The 14,088-nt window shown below is 57.6% G+C and carries 13 protein-coding genes; 6 read left to right on the top strand and 7 right to left on the bottom strand.

Going from position 1 to position 14,088, the window contains the following annotated elements; all coding sequences use genetic code 11:
- Positions 1 to 15 precede the first annotated feature (15 nt).
- Positions 16 to 612 carry a TetR/AcrR family transcriptional regulator gene (locus FB593_RS23410; RefSeq protein ID WP_035200456.1) on the bottom strand — a complete coding sequence of 199 codons (597 nt, stop codon included), beginning with the start codon at positions 610 to 612 and terminating at the stop codon, positions 16 to 18.
- A gap of 81 nt (positions 613 to 693) precedes the next feature.
- On the opposite strand from FB593_RS23410, the gene bdcA reads away from it, so the two are divergent.
- Entirely contained in the window at positions 694 to 1,401 is a 708-nt protein-coding gene (bdcA, locus tag FB593_RS23405; RefSeq protein ID WP_035200455.1) for an SDR family oxidoreductase, read from the top strand.
- A 127-nt stretch (positions 1,402 to 1,528) separates the two neighbouring features.
- Here bdcA and FB593_RS23400 read toward each other — a convergent pair whose 3' ends face one another.
- Together FB593_RS23400 and FB593_RS23395 are read right to left on the bottom strand one after the other, a co-directional pair.
- On the bottom strand, positions 1,529 to 2,233 hold the full coding sequence (locus tag FB593_RS23400) for an anti-sigma factor domain-containing protein (protein WP_145167029.1): 705 nt from the start codon (positions 2,231 to 2,233) through the stop codon (positions 1,529 to 1,531).
- Complete coding sequence (locus FB593_RS23395) at positions 2,230 to 2,775, bottom strand: sigma-70 family RNA polymerase sigma factor (RefSeq protein ID WP_025594844.1); 546 nt, start codon at positions 2,773 to 2,775, stop codon at positions 2,230 to 2,232. The genes FB593_RS23400 and FB593_RS23395 overlap by 4 nt, the downstream gene beginning before the upstream one ends.
- Positions 2,776 to 2,979: 204 nt before the next feature.
- On the opposite strand from FB593_RS23395, the gene FB593_RS23390 reads away from it, so the two are divergent.
- On the top strand, positions 2,980 to 3,768 hold the full coding sequence (locus tag FB593_RS23390) for a DUF4394 domain-containing protein (protein ID WP_035200453.1): 789 nt from the start codon (positions 2,980 to 2,982) through the stop codon (positions 3,766 to 3,768).
- A 477-nt stretch (positions 3,769 to 4,245) separates the two neighbouring features.
- Positions 4,246 to 8,688 carry a putative Ig domain-containing protein gene (locus FB593_RS23385; protein WP_145167037.1) on the top strand — a complete coding sequence of 1,481 codons (4,443 nt, stop codon included), beginning with the start codon at positions 4,246 to 4,248 and terminating at the stop codon, positions 8,686 to 8,688.
- A 56-nt stretch (positions 8,689 to 8,744) separates the two neighbouring features.
- On the opposite strand, the gene FB593_RS23380 is transcribed toward FB593_RS23385, so the two are convergent.
- The 3 genes from FB593_RS23380 to FB593_RS23370 are packed head-to-tail and all read right to left on the bottom strand — an operon-like array spanning position 8,745 to position 10,591.
- Complete coding sequence (locus tag FB593_RS23380) at positions 8,745 to 9,446, bottom strand: SDR family NAD(P)-dependent oxidoreductase (RefSeq protein WP_162719897.1); 702 nt, start codon at positions 9,444 to 9,446, stop codon at positions 8,745 to 8,747.
- A gap of 19 nt (positions 9,447 to 9,465) precedes the next feature.
- Positions 9,466 to 9,996: a lipocalin family protein gene (locus FB593_RS23375; protein ID WP_035200449.1), complete on the bottom strand. Its 531-nt coding sequence runs from the start codon at positions 9,994 to 9,996 to the stop codon at positions 9,466 to 9,468.
- 31 nt (positions 9,997 to 10,027) lie between these two features.
- On the bottom strand, positions 10,028 to 10,591 hold the full coding sequence (locus FB593_RS23370; RefSeq protein WP_076845953.1) for a hypothetical protein: 564 nt from the start codon (positions 10,589 to 10,591) through the stop codon (positions 10,028 to 10,030).
- A gap of 245 nt (positions 10,592 to 10,836) precedes the next feature.
- Here FB593_RS23370 and FB593_RS23365 point away from each other — a divergent pair, with 245 nt between their 5' ends.
- The 3 genes from FB593_RS23365 to FB593_RS23355 all read left to right on the top strand — a co-directional run bounded on the left by FB593_RS23365 (position 10,837) and on the right by FB593_RS23355 (position 12,320).
- A complete protein-coding gene (locus FB593_RS23365; RefSeq protein ID WP_013761025.1) occupies positions 10,837 to 11,274 on the top strand; it encodes a curlin in 438 nt (145 codons plus the stop codon).
- A 65-nt stretch (positions 11,275 to 11,339) separates the two neighbouring features.
- Positions 11,340 to 11,738 carry a curli-like amyloid fiber formation chaperone CsgH gene (gene csgH / locus FB593_RS23360; protein ID WP_065661939.1) on the top strand — a complete coding sequence of 133 codons (399 nt, stop codon included), beginning with the start codon at positions 11,340 to 11,342 and terminating at the stop codon, positions 11,736 to 11,738.
- 168 nt (positions 11,739 to 11,906) lie between these two features.
- A complete protein-coding gene (locus FB593_RS23355) occupies positions 11,907 to 12,320 on the top strand; it encodes a curlin (RefSeq protein WP_162685982.1) in 414 nt (137 codons plus the stop codon).
- 218 nt (positions 12,321 to 12,538) lie between these two features.
- Here FB593_RS23355 and phrB read toward each other — a convergent pair whose 3' ends face one another.
- Positions 12,539 to 14,062, bottom strand: coding sequence for a (6-4)DNA photolyase (phrB, locus tag FB593_RS23350; RefSeq protein WP_076845934.1), 1,524 nt, complete (start codon positions 14,060 to 14,062; stop codon positions 12,539 to 12,541).
- Positions 14,063 to 14,088 lie beyond the last annotated feature (26 nt).

Raw genomic sequence — 14,088 nt, 5'->3', positions numbered from 1 at the left:
AGACTGCTCCGAGATTCACGCCTCGGAAAGCTCCTGCTTCACTGCTCCCCCCGCAACGCGCGCAATACTCAGGAGTCGCTCTATGTCGCGGCCAATCCGCGCCATGGCGGAGAGACCGACCATGGTCGAACTCACGAAATCCGCCAGACGCTCAGCCTCTTCCGGATGGCGCGCGGCAATATAGGAGCGGATCACGCCCTCTGCCGCCGTGTGAAAAACGCTGGCTGCGGCACGCGCCTCTTCATCATCGCAGCGCGTACCTTCCAGAACGAGGCAGCCAAGGGCTGCGGAATGAGCGGCATAACGCCTTGCCGCATCTTCCAGCAACGCCGCAAGGCATTCCCCAACCGGACGATCCGGCCGCAGGATATCGGCAAGAGGAATTGCTTCCGTGCCGGCATAGAGATCAAGAACCCTCTTGTAGAGGCCCATCTTGCTACCGAAGGCGGCATAGAAGCTCGGCGGGTTGATGCCTAACACCGAGGTGATCTCCGCGACGCCGACAGCATCAAAGCCACGCGCGTGGAAAAGCTGCTTGGCCGTGGCCACAGCCTGATCAGGATCAAAACGGCGCGGACGGCCGCGAGAGCGAAGGTTTTTTGTATCAGTCATTACATAATATCTTGACGAGTGAGCTGCTTCGTATTTATGTATCGATCATTAAATTAATTTTCAAGGTCATGGAGAGTGCTCGTGTTTCAAGGAAAATCCGTTCTGGTTCTTGGCGGCAGCCGAGGCATAGGCTCAGCCATCGTGCGGCGGTTTGCAGACGAAGGTGCAAAGGTAACGTTCACCTATGGCGCATCCCAAGGTGCGGCGGAAGAGCTGGCGAAGGCGACGGGCAGCACTGCCATACGGGCGGACAGTGCTAACCGCGACGAAGTCATCCGCGTCGTGCGTGCCAGTGGTCCTCTGGACATATTGATTGTGAACTCCGGGATCGCCATTTTTGGCGATGCTCTCGAGCAGGACCCTGATGCCATCGACCGTCTGTTTCAGATCAACATCCAGACGCCCTATCACGCCTCTGTGGAGGCGGCGCGGCAGATGCCTGACGGTGGCAGGATCATCGTTATCGGCTCGGTCAATGGAGACCGGATGCCGGTGCCGGGCATGGCCTCTTACGCAGTTTCCAAATCGGCCTTGCAGGGGCTGGCGCGCGGTTTGGCACGCGATTTCGGGCCGCGCGGCATCACCATCAACGTTGTGCAGCCCGGCCCGATCGACACCGACGCGAACCCGGAAAACGGGCCGATGAAAGACCTGATGCACAGCTTCATGGCACTCAAGCGCCACGGACGGCCGGAGGAAGTGGCCGGCATGGTGGCCTGGCTTTCCGGGCCTGAAGCCGGTTTTGTGACGGGCGCGATGCACACGATCGATGGCGCATTTGGCGCCTGATAAGCAGATTGCCTGATTGTTTGCGGCCGGTTTCGGGACAGCACGATGGTGTTGCTCCCGAAACCGGCGAATAGAATGCGGCGAAGGAAATTTCGCCGCGATCTTATCGGTTTTGCCTTTGGGTGATCTATCGCGGCATTCGGGCGAAGCCCTTTGCCAAGATTGGGCCGGTTGGCCTGCCTGTTGGTGATCCGCCTGCCTGTTCAAGCGTGATCTCGTAGAGCTGGTCGCTTCTGGGGGTCGGCAAAGCCGGTCCATCGAGACGCGCTGAACGGACGCCATCGATCAGGCCGAGCGAGACCGGGCCAACATCCTTAGACGGCAATGTCCATACCTGGATCGTCTTGTCTCCAGGCACTGCAAAATCGGCCAGCATCCGCACGGTTGCTCTTTCGTTGCCAAAATCCTCAACAACGGCCTGAACCTCACCCGTCTCGTTGACGAGGACTGCGATCACCAGCGGCTCCGTTGTCCGTGTCAGGCTAAACGTAAGGCCGGCGGCGAGCAAAACGGTTGCGGCAATGGCGGACACGGCAACGGCGCGCCAGCGGTTTGTGCTGTTGTCGTTTGCCGTGTGGGTGGGCTTGAGGGATGCGGATGTCGACTGGAGCGGCAGACGGGATTCGATATTGCTCCACAATTCGCCCTTGATGGCTGCCGGCTCGACGGTGGTATCGAGCGGGAGAAAACGCTCACGGCTGGCCGCGATTGCCGCCCGCAGTTCGCCATCCGATTCCATTGCCGCCTCAACAGCCGTGGCTTCGGAGGTCTCCAGCAAGCCCAATACATAGTCATCGGCGATGGCGGGAATATCTTTGCGCTCCATCATCATGCCATGCACTCCCGAAGTGCCGAAAGGCCGCGCCTGATCCAGGATTTCGTCGTTCCAAGCGGAATGCGCAACCGGCCAGCGATTTCGCCGTGGGAATATCCGGCCACGTAGGCCATCAGGATACCCTGTCTCTTTGTCTCCTCAAGACCGCCGAGACATTCATAAAGGCGTGAATTCCGATCGAGCTTCTGCCATGCGGCCATCACTTCATCTGCCTGCGCGCCATCGCGGAGCGTTTCAACATCCTCCACGGGGAGTTCACGCCTGCTGTCGCGCAGAAGATTAAGCGCCCGGTTTCTGACGATCGCGTAAATCCAGCCGCGCGCCGACCCCTGGTCTGCCCGATACTGGTGCGCATGGGTCCAGATGCGCACGAAGCTCTCCTGTACCACCTCTTCCGCCAGTTCCCTGCGCTTGACGATGCGCTCTGCCACTGCAATCAGCCGGCCTGCCTCGCGATCGAAAATAGCACGCAATGCGTTTTTGTCCCCTTTTGCGCAAGCAGTGAGCGCCCTGTGTAGATCGTCCGGCACGGAGCCCATCTGCATTTGAAACCTTTCAACGTCTGATCGCCAGCATGGTCGACTTGGGCATAATACCCATCGTGGCGGCATATGGATGCATCTCGCAAATATTTTTTCGCTGTCTGCATCCAAATGCACCCTGCCCAGTGTCTTGAATTGTGGAAGCGTCGAAAACCAACCGCTGGACGCCTTCCGAACGGTTCAACGCACGGGAGAAACACCATGAATATCATCCGCTCCACTCTGATCGCCTCCGCCGCTTTCGCAGCATCGGCAAGCATCGCGGTTTCAGCACCGGTCCTCGGGCTGACCGGCGACAAGACGCTCGTCATGTTCGACACTGACAAGCCTGCCGTCACAAAGACAATGGATGTCACCGGCGTCGACAAGCTCGTTGGTATCGATTTTCGCCCCGGGAACAAGACTGTCATCGGTGTGACGCCGGACCACCGCATCGTCTCCATCAACCTTGAGACAGGTGCTGCAACCGATGTGGCCAAGATGGACAAGATGCTGACCATGACCGACGCGCCTGTTGTGGTCGATTTCAACCCGGCTGCGGATCGTCTTCGTTTCATGACCGGCACGACCAATCACCGCGTGCATCCCGATACCGGCGCTGTGACGGTTGATGGAACACTGGCTTTTGAAGATGGCGACATGCACAAGGGAGAAACGCCAAACATCGTTGCCGCCGCCTATACCAACTCTATCGGCAAGCCGGAAAAGACGGCGATGTACAATATCGACGCGACGATCGGCGCCCTGGTTCAGCAGACGAAGCCGAATGACGGCACACTGAAGGCAATCGGCAAGCTCGGCCTCAAGGACATGCCTGCAACCTACGCATTCGATATCCACGGCGAGGAAGGCGGCAAGAACATCGCATACCTGGCCGCCGGCAACACGCTCTACACCGTTAACCTCGAAACCGGTACGGCAACCGAAATCGGCGGGATCACAGGCGCAGACAACGGCTTGCGGGATATCACTATCCTTCCTGCGATGTGATTTGGGGTCGTAGACTGGGGATTTTAGTTGTCAGGAAAGGCTGGTCCGGTTGTGCGGGCCGGCTTTTTTCATTGAATCGGTGATGTTGGCGATCAGATCTTCGGAAACAGATCTTATCGTTGGGGTGTATGACAGTCGTCCGTTAACGATCGAGCGTAAGCCAACGAAAATACTGATAACACCGACACATACACCCACCGCCGTCAAAGAACCGATAAGTCCCCGCGGCACCTTACCAGTTCCCTCAGTCTTGCCGTATCGCGCACCACAGCGTCTTCGCTTTCTTTCCATAGGCAAACACAAATACGGCACACCCGGTTCGAAATGCGTGTCTAACTCGAGATATTTTTCACCTAATGGTTGACTCCATGTGATCTATTTAAATACCTGCTACTAAAAGTTTATGCGCATATTCTAATGCTGGGGGGCATGATGGGTGGCAGGTTGAGCTCGTGGAAAGTCGCTGCAGGTCGTGCGGTGTCCTGTGTTCATACGATATCCAGAACGGGCGCCATCGCTCTTTCGCTTCTCCTTGTGATAGTGACACAGGCGCTTGCCCAGTCAGTCACGGTTTCGGCCGTCCCTGCGACGTTCAATGGCCTTGGCGATAACATCCGTTTCGATTACGTCATTGATCCCGGCTCCTACACCATCACCAGCATCAATCCCACAACCACGTCCATCAAGGGTGCAGTCGTATCCTGTCCCAGCGTGGGCAGCGGTCTTGAATGGCCCAACAAGCTGACATGTACTGCGGCTTACCGCGTCGACGAACTGGATGTCATGGCCGGGCAGTTTTCGGATTTCGCCAGTTTCTCCGGCACCCGGGTGGGCGGACATTCTTTCAGCTTTACCAGCAATACGCTCGTCGTACGCGCCGTAGCAGGCGGGCCTGTCGTCCTGTCGGTAACGTCTTCGCCCAACCCATCCTTGCCCGGCCAAGAGGTGGAAGTCACGGCAACCGTCTCCTCCATGGGCTGCAATGCCGGCCAGTCGCCTCCGGGGAGCGTCAGCATTTCCATCGGTTCCCAATCGGCCAATCTCGGCCTGGCGCCGACCGGGCCGGTGAGCCCGGCATCTTCCGCCACCTTCCGGACGACGAGCCTGTCATCCGGAACATATCCGGTAAGCGCGTCCTACACAGGAGGCAGTGGCTGCAGCACATCTTCCGCAAGCGGCTCCAATCACACGGTCGAAACCAAACCCACTGTGACGATCAATCAGGCAACAGCGCAGGCGGACCCGACGTCTCGGTCGCCGATCCTGTTCGACGTCGCTTTCGACAAACCCATTGTTGGTTTTTCCGGCGCCGATGTGCAGCTGTCCGGCACGGCCGGCGCCACCACGGCCACGATTTCTGGTTCCGGTGCAACCTATCAGGTGGCGGTGTCGGGCATGAATCGGGCCGGAACCGTTGTCGCAACGATCCCAGCCGGAAGTGTCACGACACCGGCCGGCCTCGCAAACGAGGCGTCCACGAGTTCGGACAATTCGGTCTCATACGACCCGGTCAAAATCACCCCGGTCGCGATTGCCGATCCAGCCTATCAACAGGTCTATGGTCCGGTGGGCCTGACCGCGAGCGGCGGTAGTGCGCCCTACAACTTTGCGGTCTCAGCAGGCACGCTGCCGGGCGGGCTTTCTCTTTCCAGCAACGGTGAGTTGACCGGCACTCCAACTCAGACCGGCAATTTCAGTTTTACCGTGACGGCAACCGACTCTGGTGGGGCGACCGGAGAACAATCCTATTCCGTTTCCATCGCGGCACCCGTGATAGATATAAGTCCCACTTCCATCCCCAATGCGACGTATGACATAGCCTACAACCAGACCCTAACAGCCTCGGGCGGTGCATCACCACACAGCTTCTCAGTGAGCACGGGCTCGCTGCCGCCGGGCCTTTCATTGGCTGACTCAGGCGAGCTTTCCGGCACGCCGATCTTGTCGGGCACCTATAACTTCACAGTCACCGCATCCGACGTAAATGGCCAGACGGGCAGCCGCGCTTATTCCATCAGTGTCGCATTCACTCTGCCCGATGCGCCGGTGGGTCTGATGGCAACCGCTGGTGACACCCAGGCGGCCGTGTCCTTCCAGCCGCCGCCACGCAATGGTGGTGTGGCGATCACGGGTTATATCGTGACTGCGACCCCCGCAGATGTCGCGCCGGTAGCAGGGGTGAACAGCCCCATCGTTGTCACAGGCCTAACCAACGGCCAAAGCTACACGTTCGCGGTTACCGCCGAAAATGCTGCCGGTCAGAGTGTCGCCTCCGTTCAATCAAACAGCGTCACTCCGAAAGCGTCACAGACGCTCACGTTCAACAATCCGGGGCCGCAGACATTTGGAACGACGCCCACGCTGACGGCTAGCAGCGATTCCGGATTGACTCCGATTTTTACTTCCCTCACGACCGGCACCTGCACAATTACAAGCAGTGGCCTTCTGACCTTTGTTTCTACAGGCACATGTACGATCAATGCGGATCAGCCCGGCGACAGCGATTATCTTCCTGCGGGCCAGATCACGCGCTCGTTCACCGTCAATCCACAGGCACCTGTCGCCAACGCGGTCTCGGTCAGTGTCGCACCTGATTCGTCCGACAACGTCATCGCTCTCAATGTGACGGGTGGAGACCCGGCCAGCGTCGCCATCGCCACGGCTCCGTCCAATGGCAACGCGACAGCAACCGGAACCATGATCACCTATACGCCAAGATCGGCATATACGGGTCAAGACAGTTTCACCTATACGGCAACGAATGTCAGCGGTGTGTCTGCGCCTGCAACCGTCACGGTTCTGGTCACGGCCACGACACTCGTCTTCTCTCCCCCCGCAGGACGGCTGACGGATGCATTCGTCGATATGCCCTATAGCCAGACCGTCACAGTTTCAGGCGGCAATGCACCCTATCAATATACGAGCAGCGGCGCGCTGCCCGATGGCCTCAACCTGAATTCCGCCACCGGAGAGGTCACGGGCAATCCGACGACGGAAGGAAATGCGAGCTTCAATATCACCGCACGCGACACCAACGGCGTTACCGCTTCTGCTGCCTACACCATAGCTGTCCTGGTTGCCGCGCCTGTCGCAAGCGACAGCACAGTAACCGTCGTCGCAGATAGTACCGGCAATCCCGTACCTCTCGGTATATCGGGAGGCAGGCTGGACACAATCGCTGTTATCACCGGCCCATCACACGGAACTGTGAGCGTGATCGGCACCAGTGTTACCTACACGCCGAGCAGCGGCTATTCCGGCACCGACAGCTTTACCTATTCGGCGAGCAACTCTTCGGGCAATTCGTCCGCCACGGTCACGATCACAGTTACACCGCCAGCGGGCGCCCTCGCCCTTTCACCCCCAGGCGGAGCTTTGACGGAAGCGATGGCAGGAGAAGCTTACAGCCAGTCCATCACGGCTTCCGGCGGCACCAACCCGCTGCTCTACAGCCTTGCCGGCGGTATATTGCCAAAAGGTATGATCCTCAATCTTTCAACCGGCGAACTCACAGGTCCGCTGGAGACCGAAACCGAGGGCGACTATAGCTTTACCGTTCAGGTGCGGGACGCTCGAGGGGCAACCGCTGCAGCAGCCTATACGCTGAAAGTGAAGACCCGCGAAATCAACGTCGCCAACCGGGAGATCAGCGTAGCGCCGGGCGCAACACCGCCGAATATCAATCTCGCCACAGGCGCCACGGGCGGTCCCTTCACCGGCGCCGATCTCACCTTTGTCAGTCCTGCCAACGCCGGTCGGGCAAGCATCGTGAACGGCGAATTCGCTCAGGCCGGCGGTACGCAGGCGACGGGATTGTACCTCAAATTCATCCCCAATCCCGCATTCTCGGGTCAAGCCCGGGTGGGTTTTCGTCTCGTCAGTGCACTGGGTGCCTCCAACCAGGGGACCGTCACCTATAATCTCGGTTACGATGCTGCACAGGTGGCAGACGAGATAAATGATCTCGTGCATGGATTTGTCCGCGCCAGACAGAACATCATCGCGTCAACGATCAAGGTGCCGGGCCTTCTTGAACGGCGACAGATGGTCAACGCCACCAGTGCCGTCACTTCACGTGCAATGCCTTCCGGAGAGGGCATGGTTCTGAGTTTCGCCACCAGCCTTGCGCAGATCGAAGCTGCCCGAAACAACGCCGATGGCGTGACGAGAACGGAAATGCCGCTTTTCAACATCTGGCTTGACGGCTCGTTCCTTGTCCACAACCGGGATGAATCGGGAAGCAAATGGGGCAGCTTCGCCATGGTTTCAGCAGGTGTGGACTATTTGCTTTCCGACAAGGCACTGCTTGGTTTTTCCTTCCATTTCGACCGCATGACGGATCCGACGAACGGTGACAACAAGTTGACCGGTAACGGCTGGCTCCTTGGCCCCTATGCCTCGTTTGAAATCGCCAGAGGCGTTTTCTGGGACACCAGCCTGCTGTATGGCGGCTCTGCGAACGACATCGATACACCCTTCTGGGACGGTTCCTTCGATACCAGCCGTTGGCTTTTCGACACGTCGATCTCGGGACGCTGGGACATCAATGACGTCACGACCTTCACGCCCAGATTTCGAGGTGTTTATCTATCCGAGACTATCGAAAACTATACGGTCGGCAATGACGTTGGTGACCTGATCGAGCTGCGCGGTTTCAAGGAAGAGCAACTGCGTGTCAGCCTCGGCGCCGAGATTGCGCGCCAGATTTCCCTTGAAAACGGTTCCATCATGACACCGAAATTCGGCGGAACAGTTGGCATTTCGGGGCTGGATGGAGAAGGCGCCTTTGGCTCCCTCAGCACGGGAGTAACATTTGAGACTGCGGAAAACTGGTCCATTGACGCCGGCCTCCTTTTTAACATTGAAGGCGATGGGGAAACCTCGGCTGGTGCAAGAGTGGGTGTCAGCAAAAAGTTTTAGACCAGAGGCGTCGTCACCATCACAATCGTCGGATAACCCCTTGCAGACGATGGCACTCACCATTCGATCCTTGAACCGTCATAGGCAAAAAACTGCCCTGTTTGTGCCGGTGTGAGACCATCGATTGTTTCCATCAGGCGCGCGGCAGACTGCTGCGGGGTGAACAAGTCTTTGCCCTTCGAAAATTGCTGGGACAGCTCTGTTTCGACTGTTCCGGGATGAAGTGCCACGATGATGGCCTGTGGGTTTGTGCGGGCGATTTCGATGGCTGCGGTTCGGATGATCTGATTTTGAGCGGCCTTGGATGCTCTGTAGGAGATCCATCCGCCCAATCTGTTGTCGCCAATCGAGCCAACGCGCGCGGACAGGGAGGCGAAAATGCTTCGCCTGTCTCTGCGCAGAAGCGGGGTGAAATACTTGAGCAGCAAAGCGGGGCCTATGGCATTGACCGCAAACTGCCTCGCCATTTGAACTTCGTCGATCGCCCTTATCGATTTTTCAGGACCGGCACCATCGACCGTCAAGGCACCGGTTGCATTGAATATCAGGTCGAAGGAGCCGCGCTGAGCCTCCAGACGGGCGGCAACTTCGCGCACTCTGGTTTCGTTCGTTATGTCGAGACCATCGACGCTTCGCGAGAGCGGCAAGGCGAACGCGCAACGAGGGTCGGCCTCGAAGTACGACAACAGGGCTCCACCAATGCCGCCGGATGCGCCCAAGACGATCGCCCTGTAGCCATTTTCAAGCGACTGCATAATCGGTGCGCTCCATCAGCTGTTATTTCTGGACCGGGAATTCGAGCTTGCTGACGTCGTAGCCAAGCTCACGTGCTTTCGTGATCATTTTATTGAGCTTCGTTTTGGACGGGATGTTGCGGGCGTAGATCCACACATCGCCGGTCGACGGGTTGGCGCTGATGAACCAGGACTTATCAGGCGATTTGTAGAAAACCCAATAATTGAATGTGATGAAAAGAGGGTAGCGAACGCGCATCTTCGCATTGGTTGATCCGAAATCCTCGATCTTGCCGACGCCGTTCACCGTCTTGAGGCGACCATTCGGATTTCCTGCTCGACAGCCATCTTCTATCAGCACTTCATCCGCCGATGCTCCCTGCCGATAGGTGGAATATCCTGCAACACATCCATCTGTCAGCAACATGGGTGTACGGCCGATTTCAAGCCAGGTACCGCGGTAATGATCGAGACCCACGGCAACTGGTTTGGGGGCTGCGGAAACCGCAAAACCGGCAAACAGAAACAGCGAAAATGTCAGGGCACCAATCACGCGGTTACAATATCTAAGCATAAACTCCTCCTGTCGATGGCACGGCTCTTGTTCAGATTTCGGATCGCCGTGAAATGCCGGCATATCTAAGGGCGATAAAGACCATGAGGCTGGCGGCAGAGAACGCATTCAGATTGAGAAGCGTTGCAAGATCGTCTGCCGACCAGGATTGCAGCGGCGCGCCCAGAAACGTCCGCGAGAAAAAGAAAGCGATGAAGACGAGGATTGCCATCGCATATTGCCAGAGCTTCTCGTCTGCGCGGAACGACATGGCTGCAAGCATGATGCAGGCTGCGAAGAAAAATTCGGTGCCAGAAGCCTGGCCGAATAGTTTGGTTTCAAACAGCGTGTCGATTGTTCCCACCAAAGGGAGAGCGAGGCGCGCGGCCAACGGGGATTTTTTCGCCAGGAATGGTATCGCGAGAAAGAATGGCACCGACAATAGGGTGACAAGCGATGCCGCAGCTCCGTCATCGACCAGATACCACACGTAAAGCGGATAAAATGGCTTGTTGAGGATGATGACCCAGGCAACGGTTATGGTTGCTCGCGTCAGATCATCTCTTGCAGCAGACCCTGCATTTGCGGGCTGGCTAGCGCGGCTTTGAATCTCCATCGGACCCAGATTCGTCTCCCTTTTCGCCTGAACATTGAAGGCGCAAGCCATGTACGAAAGGCGAGCCAATTTGGTTTCATCCTGCCAAGAAAACTTTAGTCATCCTGTTCGTCACCATTGTTGCGACGCTGGGACCATACCCCGCCAATGAACCACGACTGAATAATCTCTTCAGCTTCCGTTCCAACGGGACCGTCTACAACAAAGACGTTCAACCGCGGTCTTATCCGCCTGAGGAGACAGTCATGATCCGTACGTCTTTCGTTGCAATTGCACTCTCCGCTCTCGTTGGCTTCACCGCCACGGCTCCCGCCATGGCCAACGATGTGCGCATCGAACAATATGGGTGGTCGAACTCTGCCGGTGGTGCACAGGAAGGTTATGGCAACCGGATCCGCACCTACCAGAACGGCGGCTATAACCGGATCGTCGGCCATCAATATGGTCGTCACAACCTTTCGGCTGTCGGTCAGGAGGGGCATGACAATTACGGCTCAACCTATCAGAACGGCAGCCGCAACGTGGCGGGCATCGGCCAGTTCGGCTCAAACCACACCACCATCCTGACTCAGGACGGCAACGGCAACATCGCGGCCGGTGTTCAGGTTGGCCGTGGCTGCAGCGCCAATGTGAACCAGGGCGGCAATGACAATGTAGCGGCTTTTGTGCAGGCCTGCCCTTAAGCCGCCGCAGGCCTTGACGTGCAACTGGTCGAGATCAAGTCAACAGATCATCAAGGAGACTAGCCATGCCCCATAGCGTCACACATCCACGCCGCCTGGCGGCTATCCTTGCCGTTGCATTGCTTCCCTTCGGCGCCATTGCAGCCATGTCGACCGCAAATGACCTGAGCGAAGGCAAGCTTTGCGAGATCAAGGCAACACCACAGGCGGGCATGGTCAGGCTGGAGGCCTTCGCAAAGGGCAATACCGGTGCTGGAGGTACCTATGCCTTTCACGTCGAAAATTCAGGAGGCAGCGGGAGTTCCGTCATCAACCAGGGCGGCGGCTTTGATGCCGCTGCCGGGCGTTCGCAACTTCTGAGTTCCGTAACGCTTGGCGCGAAGGGAGCGCAGTACAAGGCAGTGCTGGATCTCGAAATCGATGGCAGGCGCTTCAGCTGCACGAAGCAGGTTGGCGGCGACTAGGCTGACCTCAACTATACATTTCCACCAGAGAGGGCGCCAGTTGAGCGCCCTTTTCTTTGATCCTCGTGCAGCGACTGAACGACATGTGAATGGGCAATTCCGTTCGGGTTCAGTTGCAGGATGCGAGAGTGGATCATCGGCAAAGGCACTGACAGAATGGAGATCAGAATGACCCGCAACGTGTTGAAACTTCTCACCGTTACTCTGCTTGTCGGAGGCCTTGCGCCGCTCGGATTTACGGCTCCCGCCCATGCCGGTGGCCGCATTTCCTTTGACCTCGCGCCCGGCAATTCCGGGGATGGGGATCTGTTCTCAACCGGTCTGCGCGCCTACTCGCTTTATCGCGATCTGAAAGACGCAGACATCCGGCAATTGGGCCGGGGAAATGCGGCAGGCATCGCCCAGAACGGTCGCGGCAATCTCGGCTTTATCCGGCAGCGGGGCAACGGCCATTCCGCAACGCTGCAGCAAAACGGCAATAACAATGCCTATGGCATTTTCCAGTATGGGCGGAACACCGAAACCAACGTGGAGCAGAACGGAGACAACGGCAGCGGCCTGACATTCAGCTACGGCTGGTAAGTGATAGTTTAAAGTAAGCTGAGAAACGCGGCAGGCTTCACGTCGTTTCCGATAGCTCGCTTTCGTCGCTCTTATCATTGGCACTATTGCCGCATGGACCGGCGGCGCTGCCGGCACCACGCGGAGCTGGGTTTACGAGCCACGTCATGACCGAGACATGCGCAGGGACAGCTCTGATCGCGTATCCCGCCGTCGGCAAAAGCAGAGAAAGGGCCGCGTTAGCTCAGGCGGTTCAAAAACAGAGCCGCCTTTGCCCTGATATCATGGCGGACGTCTTCGCTCATCCGGTACCATGTGGCATAGGGCTGCGCCAGCCGATGGTTGGATTTCAGCCTTTCACGGTTGCGGGCCAGAAAATCCCAGTATAGCGCGTTGAATGGACAGGCCTTGTCACCGAGACGCTCCTTGGGATCATAGCGGCAACTACTGCAATAGTCCGACATGCGATTGATGTAGTTGCCACTTGCGGCATAGGGCTTTGTCCCGAGAAAGCCGCCATCGGCGAACTGGCTCATGCCGATCACATTCGGCAGCTCAACCCATTCATAGGCATCCGCATAGACCTCCAGATACCATTGATGAACGGCGTTCGGATCAATGCCGGCGAGAAGGGCAAAATTTCCCGTGATCATCAGGCGCTGGATATGGTGAGCATAGGCATTTTCGATGGTTTCCGTAATTACGGTCGCCATGCAGTTCATGTGGGTTTTGCCCGTCCAGTAAAAGCCCGGCAGCGGCCTGTCGTTTTGGAAGAAATTGCTGTCGACATAGTCCGGCCCCGCAAACCAGTAGATGCCACGCATATATTCCCGCCAGCCGATGATCTGGCGAATGAAACCCTCGACGGCATTGAGCGGTGCCGCGCCCTCGTAGTAGGCGCGCTCCGCCGCCCTGCAGACCTCCAGCGCGTCCAGCAGCCCGCAATTGATGTAAAAAGACAGAAGCGAGTGGTTGAGATACGGGTCATCCTGCAGCATGGCATCTTGCGTGGCGCCGAAATTCATCAGGAAATCGTTTATGAAGGCACTGAGCGCCCGCTCGGCATCGGCGCGGGTGACGGCGAAACCAAAGTTCTCAAGCTTGCCGAAATTGTCGGGAAACAGCCGCTCGACGGTGTCGATGACATCCCTTGTTATCCTGTCCGGTGCGAAGACAGGGTGTCTTGGCCTCAGCAGGTCCGGCTTGGCGGGGCTGCGGTTTTCCGAGTCAAAATTCCAGCGTCCACCGACCGGCTCTTCGCCATTCATCAACAGGCCAGTCTTGCGACGCATTTCCCGGTAGAAATATTCCATCGTCAGGCTTTTGCGCCCGGCCGCCCAGCGCTCGAACTCCTCATGGCCGGCAAGAAAGCGCCGATCAGGGCGGATATCGACCTCGATGTTGAAGGCACTGGCGAAGTGCTCGATCTCTGATTTGACGCGCCATTCTCCAGCTTCGGTGACGCAAATCCTGGAAGGGGTCAGGTCGTTTAACGCCCGCTGCACCTCGCCGGAGAAGGAGCCCGCATTGTCGCGATCATCAATCCGCGTGTAGCGAACCCGGTATCCTTCGCCACGCAGTTCCTCGGCGAAGTGGCGCATGGCGGAAAAGATGAAGGCGATCTTCTTTTTGTGATGGCCGACATAGGTAGCCTCCGCCATTACCTCGCAAAGCAGGATCGTGTCGCGCGTCTTGTCGACACCATCCAGCGAAGATAGGGAGAAAGATAATTGATCGCCGAGGATCAAGACCAGTTGAGACACCGACAATTTCCTTCAAACCCGACATA

It is taken from the genome of Rhizobium sp. SJZ105 (assembly GCF_007828365.1).
Classification (GTDB): Bacteria; Pseudomonadota; Alphaproteobacteria; order Rhizobiales; family Rhizobiaceae; genus Agrobacterium; species Agrobacterium tumefaciens.
This window is presented reverse-complemented; position numbering and strand designations above follow the sequence as displayed.

What these genes read in the sequence shown, in the direction of transcription:
- FB593_RS23410 (WP_035200456.1), bottom strand. Translation starts at nt 612, where the DNA reads ATGACTGATACAAAAAACCTTCGCTCTCGCGGCCGTCCGCGCCGTTTT.
- FB593_RS23400 (WP_145167029.1), bottom strand. Translation starts at nt 2,233, where the DNA reads ATGATGATGGAGCGCAAAGATATTCCCGCCATCGCCGATGACTATGTA.
- FB593_RS23395 (WP_025594844.1), bottom strand. Translation starts at nt 2,775, where the DNA reads ATGGGCTCCGTGCCGGACGATCTACACAGGGCGCTCACTGCTTGCGCA.
- FB593_RS23390 (WP_035200453.1), top strand. Translation starts at nt 2,980, where the DNA reads ATGAATATCATCCGCTCCACTCTGATCGCCTCCGCCGCTTTCGCAGCA.
- FB593_RS23375 (WP_035200449.1), bottom strand. Translation starts at nt 9,996, where the DNA reads ATGCTTAGATATTGTAACCGCGTGATTGGTGCCCTGACATTTTCGCTG.
- FB593_RS23370 (WP_076845953.1), bottom strand. Translation starts at nt 10,591, where the DNA reads ATGGAGATTCAAAGCCGCGCTAGCCAGCCCGCAAATGCAGGGTCTGCT.
- FB593_RS23365 (WP_013761025.1), top strand. Translation starts at nt 10,837, where the DNA reads ATGATCCGTACGTCTTTCGTTGCAATTGCACTCTCCGCTCTCGTTGGC.
- csgH (WP_065661939.1), top strand. Translation starts at nt 11,340, where the DNA reads ATGCCCCATAGCGTCACACATCCACGCCGCCTGGCGGCTATCCTTGCC.
- FB593_RS23355 (WP_162685982.1), top strand. Translation starts at nt 11,907, where the DNA reads ATGACCCGCAACGTGTTGAAACTTCTCACCGTTACTCTGCTTGTCGGA.